The sequence below is a fragment of the Mycobacterium sp. TH-M82 genome (assembly GCF_057473605.1).
The window spans coordinates 1-11,896 of the sequence record NZ_JBYCKY010000632.1 but is presented as its reverse complement, the minus strand read 5'-3'; the positions used below and the strand labels follow the sequence as shown (position 1 = coordinate 11,896).

Genomic DNA, 11,896 nt, shown 5'->3' with positions numbered 1-11,896 from the left:
CTGGCGTTGCCGCCGCCCCCGCCGGCGCCGCCGTAGCCGGTACTGGTGCCGCCGCCCCCGCCGGCGCCGCCGGCGCCGCCGTCACCGTCGGTGCCGCCGCCGCCGTTGCCGCCGCCCCCGCCGTTACCGGTCGATACGGCCGAGCCGCCGCTGCCGCCGGCCCCTCCGCTGCCCGTCACTGTGGCGTCGCCGCCGTTGCCGCCGGTCCCGCCGTCGCCGCTCGTCCCGGCCTGCCCGCCCGAGCCGCCATTGCCCCCGCCGGTTGCGCCGTTGCCGCCGTTGCCGCCGTTGCCACCGTCGCCGTGGATCGAACCGCCGGTGCCGCCGTCGCCGCCGCGGCCACCGTCATCGCCAGTGCTGCCGCCGCCGGCGCCGCCGTCGCCGCCGTTGCCGTAGTCACCGCCCTCACCGCCGGCGCCCCCGTTACCGCCTGCGGTGCCCGCGGCGGTGGTGCTGAAGCCGTCGCCGCCGTTGCCGCCGTTCCCGCCGATGAGGATCGACCGGCCCCCGGCGCCGTCGAAACCGGCGGTGCCGCCGGTGCCGCCGGTGCCGGCGGCACCCCCGGCACCGCCGGCACCGGACTCCCCGAGATCGCCGCCGTTGCCGCCGTCGCCGCCGTCGGGGTGCGAGGCGCTGCCGCCGGCACCGTTGCCGCCGTCGCCGCCCTCGGCACTGTTGCCGCCGGCGCCGCCGTTGCCGCCGTCGCCGTTGGCGCTCTTGGGAACCAAAAAGCCGCTTCGACCGGCATCCCCGCCGGCGCCGCCGGCACCGCCGTGACCGCCCTGGCCGCCGTTGCCCCCGTTACCGCCTGTCGCGCCGGCGACGATGGCGTCGCTGCCGTTGCCGCCGGCACCGCCGTTGCCGCCGACGCCGCCGACGCCGCCGGTGCCGCCGGCGCCTGCGGCGCCGAAGAAGAATCCGCCGTTGCCGCCGGCACCGCCGTTGCCGCCGGCGCCGCCGGTGCCGCCGGCACCGCCGTCCTGGCCCGCGCCGCCGGTGCCGCCGGCAATGCCGGCGGCACCATGACCGCCGTCGCCGCCGTCGCCGCCGCGGCCGAAGAACAGCCCGCCCTTGCCGCCGGCGCCGCCGTTGCCGCCGGCACCGCCGTCGGGATGTGTCGCTGTGCCGGCACCGCCGTCGCCGCCGTTACCGCCGTCGCCGCCGTTGCCGAAGAAGAACCCGCCGTTGCCGCCGGCGCCACCGGCGCCGCCGTCGCCGCCGAACTGACCGGCCTGGCCGTCGGTGCCGTTGCCGCCGTTGCCGAACAGCGACGCGGCGTTGCCGCCTTCGCCGGGTGCGCCGTTAACAGGGGCTGGATCGGCTGTCGTTGCGAAGGTGCTGATGCCGGACCCGGCGTCGCTAGGGCTGCCGGCGTTGCCGCCGTTGCCGATCAACCACCCGGCATTCCCGCCGTCGCCGCTGTAGCCGTAGCCGTTTCCGCCGTCGCCGAAGAGCAGACCACCGGCACCGCCATCCGGATGAGCGGCCGTTCCCGGGGCGCCGTTGCCGATCAGGAACTGCCCCGTCAGGCTGTTGACGAGGCCGTCCACCTGCTCGCCGAACGGGCTGTGAATCCAGTCCTCCATGCCGGTGTACAGCGGCAGGTAGACGAGTTGGTCTAACAGCTCATCGCCGGTGCTGGCCATGTCGCCGAAGTCGATGGAGCTGACGAAAAGGTCGATGATGTCGCCGCGCGCAATCGGCGCGAGGGCCGACGACGCCAGCCCGAAGGCGACGAACGTCCCGGCGGCAGTGCTCAAACCCGCCACGTGACGGCGGGCCGCTGTGCGTCGAGCCATCTGTGTGCCCCTCCCCGCGCTCAGAACGCAATAACGCAAGTGTGGCCAAAAAACCGTTGACAAACGCATTGAATTAACGGCACTTCAATGTAGTCCCTGCTTGGTGCTGCTCGTGGTAGAACACGCCAGCCGGATGGTGTCGGGATGCGCCGCGCCTGCCCCTTCGATCGGTCGCCATGTCGAAGAGCCGGAATCGGTTACCCGGCCGGGTGTGCCGGCCGTAGCCGCGATTAGGGTAAGTTGCCGTGAGCTCTGCCAGCACCGCACCCGACCTGCAGCACGGACCGCTGGAAGAGCGGCACCGCAGGTTGGGTGCCGCGTTCGCCGAGTTCGGCGGCTGGCTGATGCCGGTCTCCTATGCGGGCACCGTCGCCGAGCACAACGCCACCCGAGACACGGCCGGCCTGTTCGATGTCAGCCACCTCGGCAAGGCCACCGTCCGCGGGCCGGGCGCCGCGGCATTCGTCAACTCATGCCTGACCAACGATCTGGTCCGGATCGCCCCGGGCCAGGCGCAATACACACTGTGCTGCACCGAATCCGGTGGTGTCGTCGACGACCTGATCGCCTACTACGTCGCCGACGACGAGATATTCCTGGTGCCCAACGCGGCCAACACCGCCGCGGTGGTGGCCGCCCTGCGGGCAGCGGCGCCGGCCGGGCTGACCATCACCGACGAGCACCGCTCGCGGGCGGTGTTGGCAGTGCAGGGACCGCGGTCGGCCGACGTGCTTACGGCGCTGGGACTGCCGACCGGCATGGACTACATGGCCTACACCGACGCGACGTTTCACCGGGTGCCGGTGCGGGTGTGCCGGTCCGGCTACACCGGCGAGCACGGCTACGAGTTGCTGCCGCCGTGGGAGTCGGCGGCGGTGGTGTTCGAAGCGCTGGTGACCGCGGTCGCCGATGCCGGGGGGCAGCCGGCCGGCCTCGGGGCGCGGGACACGCTGCGCACCGAGATGGGTTATCCGTTGCACGGACACGAACTGTCGACCGACATCTCGCCACTGCAGGCCCGCTGCGGCTGGGCGATCGGCTGGAAGAAGGAGGCCTTCTTCGGCCGCGACGCGCTGCTGGCGGAGAAGGCAGCCGGGCCGCGGCGGCTGCTGCGCGGGCTGCGTGCGCTCGGACCGGGCGTGCTGCGGCCGGGGCTGACGGTCCTCGACGGCGACCGGAAGGTCGGGGGCACCACGTCGGGAACATTCTCGCCGACGCTGAAAGCCGGCATCGCGCTGGCGCTGATCGACACCGACACCGACGTTGCCGACGGGGCGCACCTCACCGTCGACGTGCGGGGCCGTGCGGTGCAATGCGAGGTGGTCAAACCGCCGTTCGTGACGGCGAAAACCCGATAGTCACCTGTCGAAAAGACTCAGCTCGTACGGCGTGACCGGCGCGTCGAAACCCTTGAGCATCAATGGGGCCTGGGCGGTACCGGGCCAGTCGGGCAGGTTGTCGATGACATCGGCTGCGGCAAGGATCTGTCCGGGCTCAGCTGCGGCGACCAGTCGAGCCGCCAGATTCACCGGGTTGCCGAAGTAATCCCCGTTGATCATCAGCACCTCGCCGTAGGCAAGGCCGGCGTGAACCTGCAGGCCGGCCGCGCGTGCTTTCGGGTGGCCGACGAGGTCGGCGGCGGCCTCGGCCAGTAGTTCAGCCGTCGAACTCACCCACATCACGGCGTCGCCGATGAACTTGACCACCCGCCCGCCGTCGGCGTGCACCACGTCGGTGACGGTGGCAATGAAGTCGTTGAGCAGCTCCGCCAACTCCGCCGCGGTGAGCACCTGGGTCAGCGCGGTGAAACCGGACAAATCCGTGAACCCGACGCCGCACACCACGCTCGCCGACGGGCCCCCGCCGAGCCCCTCAAGGAACGTTCTGGCGCTGACCAGGTGGTGGCGGTGGACGGCGTCGATCATCGCTCCGATGCGGGGGATGAACTCCGTGGTCGCGCGCCAAGCCCGGGCGGTGGCGAGTTCGTCGCCGGTGCGGCCGAGCCACACGTCGGGCTGACTGATCCGGATCATCGACGACTCGGCCTCGGCCAGCCGGGCCAGCGTCGCGCCGAGCACCCGCAGGAAACCGTCGACGGGGACACCGAAGTGCGCTCGCATCGCGATCCAGGTCGCCAGGGCGTCCACATCGGCCTGGCTCAACGCCGGGCTGTCGAGATTCGGGACGCCCAAGCCCAGCATGGCCCAGGCGCGCTGGACCTCCTCAACCGAAGCATCGAGCGCGGCGGCGGCGCCGGCCAGGCTGTAGACGGGCGGGCCCGACCACCCCGGGACGTCGCCGGCAAGTCCGAACAGCCGGCCGCGACGTTCGGCGTCGACCATCTCGTCGCTGGAAAAGCCGAGGCCGTCCAGATACTCGATCAGGCCACCTCGTTCGCGCGCATTGGCGATTCCGGCGGCCTGAAGCGCCTCGAAGTCCGGGGTATCGACCACCAGCCAAGTGTGCCAGTCACTCGCACGATACGGTCGAGGCGCCGGTCTACAATCGCTGCATGGAAACCGGCCTCCCCGAGTTCACCGTGGCGGTCACCGCGAACCCGACCGCCGCCGGGGTACGCGAATCAATCCTGGCTGACCCGGGTTTCGGGAAATACCACACCGACCACCTGGTGTCGATCGACTACACCGACGGTGTGGGTTGGCACGATGCGCGGGTGATCCCGTACGGGCCGATCGAGCTGGACCCGTCGGCGGTGGTGCTGCACTACGCGCAGGAGGTGTTCGAGGGGCTGAAGGCTTACCGGTGGGCGGATGGCTCCATCGTGTCGTTTCGGCCCGAGGCCAACGCCGCGCGGCTGCGCTCGTCGGCCCGCCGACTGGCCATCCCGGAGTTGCCCGCGGAGCTGTTCATCGAGTCGCTGCGGCAATTGGTCGCCGTCGACGCCGCGTGGGTGCCGGCGGCCGGAGGTGAGGAGTCGCTGTACCTGCGGCCGTTCGTCATCGGCACCGAGCCGGGGCTGGGAGTGCGCCCGTCGGCGACGTACCGGTATCTGGTGTTGGCTTCGCCGGCCGGCGCCTATTTCAAGGGCGGGGCCAAGCCGCTCAGCGTCTGGCTGTCGACGGAGTACGTCCGGGCTTGCCCGGGCGGCACCGGCGCGGTCAAGTTCGGCGGCAACTACGCGGCGTCGCTGGTGGCGCAGGCACAGGCCGCGGCCCACGGCTGCGACCAGGTGGTGTGGCTGGATGCCGCGGAACGCCGCTACGTCGAGGAGATGGGCGGGATGAACCTGTTCTTCGTGTTCGGCAGCGGCGGGTCGGCCCGGCTGGTCACCCCGGAGCTGTCCGGGTCACTGCTGGCCGGCATCACCCGGGATTCGTTGCTGCAGTTGGCCGCCGACGCAGGGTTCGCGGTCGAGGAACGCAAGATTGATGTCGATGAGTGGCAGAAGAAAGCCGCCGCCGGTGAGATCACCGAGGTGTTCGCCTGCGGCACCGCTGCCGTCATCACCCCGGTGTCGCAGGTCATATCCGGTGACGGGGAATTCAGCATCGCCGACGGGAATCCCGGTGAGGTGACGATGGCGCTGCGTGACACGCTGACCGGGATCCAGCGCGGCACCTTCGCCGACACTCACGGCTGGATGGCCCGGCTGGGCTAGGCCGGGCTAGGCCGGCTTTAGACGTGGAACCCCACCAGTAGTGCCAGCAGTACTGCGGCCACCGCCGTGGTCCATTCGACGGCCGCGCCCAGCACGTCGCCGGTGATCCCGCCGAACCGGCGCACACAGTGTGCGACCAGCGCCGCGCCGCAGGCCAGCGCAACCAGCACCGCCACCGGCCCCTTCCAGGGCGCGGGACCGGCCCACAGGGAGACTCCGACCAGCACCGCGATCCAGGCCGCCACCACCGGCACCGGTTGACTGCCCGCCACCGTGGCGCCCAGCCCGCTGCGCTGCGCCGCGGGCACCGAGCGGCGGCAGGCCAGCACCGCCGCGACCCGCCCGGCGGCGACGGCGACCACGATCGCCGCCGGGCCCAGCACCGAGAACGCCAGGCCCTGCAGCCCGATCACCAGCACCACGGCGGCCACCCCGAACGGGCCGGTCGACCCTTCGCGCATCACCGCCAGCGCCTCCGACGCCGGCCGGTGACAGCCGAGCCCGTCGGCGGTGTCGGCGACGCCGTCGATATGCAGTCCACGGGTTGCGGCCAGCAGCGCGGCGACCGCGAGCAGCCCGGCCAGCGGGCTGCCGGGGCCGAACGCCAATCCGCCGGCCCACGCCACCGCGGCGGCCAGCGCACCCAGTGCGGCGCCCACCACCGGCAGTGCGGTCAACGCGCCGCCGCCCAGCGCGCGGTCGCCACCGCCGGGCAGCGGCACCACGGTTTCGAAGGTGAAAGCCGCTACCAGTGAGCGGATCACGACGGCTGCCGGTCAGTGACGCCGGCCTCGGTGAAGGTGGCCATCGACGCCAAGACTGCTACGGCGCCGCGCAGCACCGGCAGCACCACGGCGGCGCCGGTGCCCTCGCCGAGCCGCATCCGCAGATCCAGGATCGGCTCGAGATCCAGCGCGGCGAGTGCAGCCCCGTGCGCCGGTTCCGCGGAGCGGTGACTGGCCTGCCACCACGACCGCGCCCCAGGTGCCAGCCGCTCGGCGACCAGGGCCGCGGCCGTCACGGCCAGCCCGTCGAGCAGCAGCGGGGTGCGGCGCACCGCGGCCTGCGCGCAGAAGCCCGCCAGCGCGGCAAGGTCGGCGCCGCCGCAGGTCCGCAGCAACCCAACCGGATCCGAGCGCACTGACCGGGCACGGAACAGCGCGTCGCGCACCGCCGCGGTTTTGCGCGCCCACCCGGCGTCGTCGACACCGGTCCCATAACCGACCAGCCCGGCGGGCTCGGCGCCGGTCAGCGCCACGATCAACGCCGTTGCCGCGGTCGAATTCCCAATGCCCATATCACCGCCGGCGAGCAGGTCCGCGCCGGCGTCGGCTTCCTCGTCGGCGATCTGCGCGCCCTGTTCGACAGCGGCAACCGCCTCGTCGCCCGTCAACGCATCCTCGACGCTGATGTCACCGCTGCCGCGGCATACCTTGTGTGCGCCAATGGCTTCCGAGGCAGGCTCGGCGTCGACCGCAAGGTCGGCCACCCGAACCCCCGCGCCGGCGATACCGGCCAGCACGTTGACTGCCGCACCGCCAGCGGCGATGTTGGCGACCATCTGGGCGGTAACCTCCGCCGGATAGGCGGACACACCAGTGCGGGCGACTCCATGGTCGCCGGCGAACACCACCACTCGGGCGCGCTCGAATTGCCGTGGCGGGCAGCGGCCCTGGCAGGCCGCCACCCAAACCGACAGGTCCTCCAGGCGCCCCAGTGAGCCCGGCGGTTTGGCCAGCCTGCCCTGGCGGGTCCGAGCGGCCGCGGCCGCATCCGCATCGAGCGGCGGCACCGGCGCGAACTCCATCAGCTCCCTAGCCCGTCCGGTTTCAGCTGATCTGCGCGCCGCGGCGGACCTGCGGCCGGGGCGCCCGCATCCGGCGCAGCTGCGAAGCGCGGCCAGCAGCGTAAAGCCCTAATTTCCAGCGACTTTCGATGTTATCGGGGAACTTGGTGTCGACCAGTCGGGTAACCTTGCGGGCTACCAGCACCCCGTCGATCGCCATGACAACCATCAGGATCATCATCGCGGGCGAGACATAGAGCTGAATCTGCGGCATCCCCATCATGATGAACAGCAGCCCGAGCGCCGACGGCATGAAAAGGCCGAGCACGTTGCGGCGGGCGTCCACCACGTCGCGAACGTAGCGCCGAACGGGCCCCCGATCGCGAGGCAGCAGGTATGCTTCGTCGCCGGCCAGCATGCGTTCCCGCCGCTCGGCCATTCGCGCCCGCCGCTCGGCGCTCTGGGCCCGGCGTTCGTCGCGGCTGAGCTTGGGGCCGGCCAGTGCCTTGCGCCGCGCGCGGGCCTCGCCGGACGTCATTGGCGCAGGTACCACCGGACCCCGGCGGCGGGTGACCGCGCTGCGCTTGGGTGTGGGCCGGCCCTTCGGCGCTGTGGTGTGTGAGTGCGAGGGTGTGGCAGCCGTCGACATGACGCCGTCACCGGTTGTTTCGGCTTCGCCGGATTCATCAGAGTCGGCGTCGGCATGTTTTTTGCGGCCCGGCAGCTTCACACTGGCAGCCTACTGTGCAGAAATACCGCTCCGGTCGCCAAGGATGCGGGCGCTACCGTTCCTGTTATGAGCGGATCGCCGGCAGCGGATGCCGCCGCCAGCGTCGAGACGCCTGGTTTACGGGTGCTGATCGCACCGGACTGCTACGGCGAGAGCCTCACCGCTGAGCAGGCCGCCGCTGCCATCGCCGCGGGATGGCATCGCAGCAGACCGGCCGACCGGCTCAGCGTCGCGCCGCAGTCCGACGGTGGCCCCGGCTTCGTCGCGGTGCTCGCCGGTCGCTCCGGGACGTTGCACCAGCTGCGGGTGGTCGGCCCGCTGGACGACGACGTCGACGCGGACTGGGTGTTTGACGCCGACTCGAAGACAGCATATTTGGAGTGCGCGCAGGCCTGCGGCATGGCGCTGCTGGGCGGCCCGCCCTCGCCGCGCACCGCGCTGGCGGCCCACAGCAGGGGAGTCGGCCAGCTCGTCATGGCCGCCCTGCAGGCGCGGGCGGAGCGGATCGTGGTCGGGTTGGGCGGCAGCGCCAGCACCGACGGTGGCCGCGGCCTGGTCGAGGAGCTCGGTGGCCTGGACGCTGCGCGCCGGCGATTGGCGGGGGTCGAGTTGATCGCCGCGTCCGATGTGGAATACCCGCTGCTCGGGCCGTGGGGAGCGGCCCGGATATTCGGGCCGCAGAAGGGCGCCGACGCTGTCACCGTGACCGCGCTCGAAGCGCGCCTCGACGAGTGGGCAGCCGAACTGGACGCGGCGGCCGGGCGGGTGGTCAGTGCCGCTTCGGGAGCCGGGGCAGCCGGCGGCGTCGGCGCGGCGCTGCTCGCGCTGGGCGCGACGATGGAATCCGGCGCGGAGATCGTCGCCCGGCACACCCACCTGGGTACGGATATCGCCGCGGCCGATCTGCTGGTCACCGGCGAGGGACGATTCGACGAGCAGTCGCTGCACGGCAAGGTGGTCGGCGCGATAACCGGCGCGGCGCGGCCCCTGCACGTTCCGGTGCTGGTGCTGGCCGGCCAGGTCAGCCTGGACGAGACGGCGGTGCGAGCAGCCGGCATCTTGGCGGTTCGGGCTATCGCCGAGCATGCCGGTTCGGTGCGGCTGGCGCTGGTCGACGCGGCCAACCAGCTGATGGAGCTGGCTTCGGCGACGGCGGCCGAGTTCGGGACGTGGCCGACAAGGCCGTAATTGCCAGCGAAATCGGCGTGAACAGCGGCGTCGCAGGATGCCGTTGACGCAGGGTATGGTTGTCCCAGGGTATCGTGGTGCTGCAAGCGGAGCACGTTGACCAGCCCACCTCAATGACTAGCCGGGAAGGTAAAGACGCAATGACTGTTTCGGACGAGTCGGCCACCGCAACGAAGGGCGTGATCTTGACCGACGCGGCCGTGGCGAAGGTGAAGTCGCTGCTCGCGCAGGAAGGTCGCGACGACCTGGCCCTTCGCCTCGCGGTCCAGCCGGGTGGCTGCGCCGGCCTGCGCTACAACCTGTTCTTCGACGACCGCACCCTCGACGGCGACGTCGTCGCGGAATTCGATGGGGTAAAGCTGGCGGTGGACCGGATGAGCGCCCCGTACCTCGAGGGCTCGCAGATCGGCTACGCGGACCAGATCGACAAGCAGGGCTTCACCATCGAAAACCCCAACGCCGGGGGATCATGTTCGTGCGGCGACTCGTTCAACTGATCTGGGTGGTTCAGCAGGCATCAATAGAACCCGGCGGCGCGTAACACGTAGGAACACACCAATACCCGGTGGTCGACCGAGAGTAGCTGCGCCAGGCCTTGGACGTCTTCGCGTGCGTTGCCGCCACGGGGCGGAGCGACCCGCATGGTGAACAGCACCTGGGCCTGGAAATTGGACAGGTGCACGATCTTGTCGATGGAGGTCACCTCGGCCCGGGAGAACTGTCCGCGGAACGCGTCGCTGCTCATCTTGGCAACTGCGTCATCGGATCGGTGGTCGGTAACCCGATCGTAGATGCCGCACAGCGTATTTCGGGTGATGGTGTCGGTATCGCGACTCTCCAGCGCGTTCAGGTAGTCCTGGATCGCGGTCTTGGCCGGGGCTTCGGTGATGATGCGCCCGTCGCCAGTCGCCGTGGAGGTGTCGCTGCGCACCGCGTAGCCGATCAGGGCCGCCAGCGCGGCAACCACCACGATGGCCACCACCACGCCGAAGACCCGCCGTCGCCGTGATCGTGGCGGGTAGGGCATCGGTGGGGCCAGCGGCCCCGGGTATGCGACCATCGGGCCGGTGGTCGCGCCGCTGGGGTAGGCACCGGTGTGTTGCGGAGGGATTGGCCCGACTGATCCGATACCCGAGCCGATACCGTAGTTCGGTGGATACGGACCGGCCATCGGTGTCTCCTCTGGTCTGGACCCGGTGTCTGGGCCCTGTAGGCAGGCTAACGCACCACCGGCTCAAGGCCCGTCGGTCGCGACACCACTGTGCTGGGTAGCCTTGGTGAGTTCAGCTGAGAAAACGAAAGGTGGAATTAGTGACGATCGCGGTGACCGGTTCTATTGCCACCGACCATCTGATGCGCTTTCCCGGCCGATTCTCCGAGCAACTGCTGGCCGATCACCTGCACAAGGTGTCGTTGAGCTTTCTGGTCGACGACCTGGTGATTCACCGTGGCGGGGTGGCCGGGAACATGGCCTATGCGATCGGGGTGCTCGGCGGCGACGTCGCCCTTGTCGGCGCGGCCGGCGACGACTTCGCCGACTACCGGCGCTGGCTGGAATCGCACGGCGTCAACTGCGCCGGCGTGCTGGTCTCGACGACCTCGCACACCGCGCGGTTCGTCTGCACCACCGACGAGGACATGGCCCAGATCGCGTCGTTCTATCCGGGCGCCATGTCGGAGGCCCGGGACATCTCCCTGGCCAAGGTGGTCGACACCATCGGCATACCGGAGTTGGTGGTCATCGGGGCCAACGACCCCGAGGCGATGTCCGGCCACACCGAGGAGTGTCGCAAGCTCGGGCTGGTGTTCGCCGCCGACCCGTCCCAGCAGCTGGCCCGGCTGACCGGTGAGGAGATCCGCAGGCTCGTCGGCGGTGCTGCCTACCTGTTCACCAACGACTACGAATGGGAACTGTTGCTGTCCAAGACGGGCTGGTCGGAGGCCGACGTGATGAAACAGGTCGGGCTGCGGGTGACCACGCTGGGCGCCAAGGGGGTCGACGTGGTCGATCCGGACGGCTCGTGCATCCATGTCGGCGTGGTTCCGGAGATCGGTCAGGTCGACCCCACCGGTGTCGGCGACGCGTTTCGGGCGGGGTTTCTCACCGGTCGCAGCGCGGGCCTCGCCCTGGAACGCTCTGCGCAGCTGGGCTCGCTGGTCGCGGTGCTGGTGCTGGAGTCGACCGGAACCCAGGAGTGGGACTGGGACCGCGAAGTCGCGGTGCGCAGGTTGGCCGGCGCCTACGGCGAGGACGCCGCTGCCGAGATCGCCGCCGCCCTTTAATCCGGTGAGCATGCACCAAATCGCACTCCAGCGGCCCGGAGGGTGCGAGGTTGCGCATGCTCGGCGCTATAGCTGCACCGGGTAGGCCGGTTCGGTGATCTGCGGTACCACCGAGCGCTCGACGAATATCGCATGCCACAGCATGAAGATCAACACCGTCCAGAGGCGGCGACTGTGATCGCCCACACCTCGGCGATGGTCGTCGATCATCGCCCGCACGGCGGTGACGTCGATCAGGTGGGCTGCTGAGCTGTTTGCGGCGGCATCCACCGTTGCGCAGGCCCACTCCAGCAGCACCCCGGCCCGCAGCCAGTGCCGGATGGGCACCGGGAAACCGAGCTTGGGCGCCGCGAGCACATGCGCGGGCACGATTGGCGCCAGCGCACGCCGCAGCGCGTACTTGGTGGTGGTGCGAGTGATCTTGGCAGACAACGGCAACTTCGACGCCACCGCGAACACCTCCGGGTCCAAGAACGGCACCCGCAGCTCCA

The 11,896-nt window shown here is 70.8% G+C and carries 11 protein-coding genes and 1 pseudogene; 5 read left to right on the top strand and 7 right to left on the bottom strand.

Translation table 11 applies throughout. The features are described 5' to 3' along the window. Positions 1–1,586, bottom strand: a pseudogene (locus AC2VON_RS18580) (PE family protein); the annotation flags it as partial. A gap of 458 nt (positions 1,587–2,044) precedes the next feature. On the opposite strand from AC2VON_RS18580, the gene gcvT reads away from it, so the two are divergent. After that, on the top strand, positions 2,045–3,157 hold the full coding sequence (gcvT, locus tag AC2VON_RS18575; RefSeq protein WP_486954277.1) for a glycine cleavage system aminomethyltransferase GcvT: 1,113 nt from the start codon (positions 2,045–2,047) through the stop codon (positions 3,155–3,157). Here the strand turns inward: gcvT and AC2VON_RS18570 are convergent, their stop codons facing one another. Next, positions 3,158–4,252, bottom strand: a complete 1,095-nt coding sequence (locus AC2VON_RS18570) for an adenylate/guanylate cyclase domain-containing protein (protein ID WP_486954276.1) — start codon at positions 4,250–4,252, stop codon at positions 3,158–3,160. 59 nt (positions 4,253–4,311) lie between these two features. Here AC2VON_RS18570 and AC2VON_RS18565 point away from each other — a divergent pair, with 59 nt between their 5' ends. After that, on the top strand, positions 4,312–5,418 hold the full coding sequence (locus AC2VON_RS18565; protein WP_486954275.1) for a branched-chain amino acid aminotransferase: 1,107 nt from the start codon (positions 4,312–4,314) through the stop codon (positions 5,416–5,418). Between the two features lie 17 nt (positions 5,419–5,435). Here the strand turns inward: AC2VON_RS18565 and AC2VON_RS18560 are convergent, their stop codons facing one another. The 3 genes from AC2VON_RS18560 to AC2VON_RS18550 are packed head-to-tail and all read right to left on the bottom strand — an operon-like array spanning position 5,436 to position 7,934. After that, the gene (locus AC2VON_RS18560) at positions 5,436–6,182 is read right to left on the bottom strand and encodes an adenosylcobinamide-GDP ribazoletransferase (protein ID WP_486954274.1); all 747 of its coding nucleotides are present in this window, start codon (positions 6,180–6,182) and stop codon (positions 5,436–5,438) included. Next, positions 6,179–7,228, bottom strand: coding sequence for a nicotinate-nucleotide--dimethylbenzimidazole phosphoribosyltransferase (gene cobT, locus AC2VON_RS18555; RefSeq protein WP_486954278.1), 1,050 nt, complete (start codon positions 7,226–7,228; stop codon positions 6,179–6,181). The genes AC2VON_RS18560 and cobT overlap by 4 nt, the downstream gene beginning before the upstream one ends. Positions 7,229–7,247: 19 nt before the next feature. Then, entirely contained in the window at positions 7,248–7,934 is a 687-nt protein-coding gene (locus tag AC2VON_RS18550; RefSeq protein ID WP_486954273.1) for a DUF3043 domain-containing protein, read from the bottom strand. Between the two features lie 66 nt (positions 7,935–8,000). Between AC2VON_RS18550 and AC2VON_RS18545 the strand changes: the two genes are divergently transcribed. Both AC2VON_RS18545 and AC2VON_RS18540 read left to right on the top strand, forming a co-directional pair. After that, the gene (locus tag AC2VON_RS18545; protein WP_486954272.1) at positions 8,001–9,122 is read left to right on the top strand and encodes a glycerate kinase family protein; all 1,122 of its coding nucleotides are present in this window, start codon (positions 8,001–8,003) and stop codon (positions 9,120–9,122) included. A 140-nt stretch (positions 9,123–9,262) separates the two neighbouring features. After that, positions 9,263–9,619, top strand: coding sequence for a HesB/IscA family protein (locus tag AC2VON_RS18540; protein ID WP_486954271.1), 357 nt, complete (start codon positions 9,263–9,265; stop codon positions 9,617–9,619). 20 nt (positions 9,620–9,639) lie between these two features. On the opposite strand, the gene AC2VON_RS18535 is transcribed toward AC2VON_RS18540, so the two are convergent. Further along, entirely contained in the window at positions 9,640–10,293 is a 654-nt protein-coding gene (locus AC2VON_RS18535) for an Rv0361 family membrane protein (protein WP_486954270.1), read from the bottom strand. Positions 10,294–10,433: 140 nt separating this feature from the next. Between AC2VON_RS18535 and AC2VON_RS18530 the strand changes: the two genes are divergently transcribed. Then, positions 10,434–11,405, top strand: coding sequence for a carbohydrate kinase family protein (locus AC2VON_RS18530; RefSeq protein ID WP_486954269.1), 972 nt, complete (start codon positions 10,434–10,436; stop codon positions 11,403–11,405). Between the two features lie 66 nt (positions 11,406–11,471). Here the strand turns inward: AC2VON_RS18530 and AC2VON_RS18525 are convergent. Continuing rightward, a partial coding sequence (locus tag AC2VON_RS18525; RefSeq protein ID WP_486954268.1) for an asparagine synthase-related protein occupies positions 11,472–11,896 on the bottom strand: 425 nt, incomplete at its 5' end.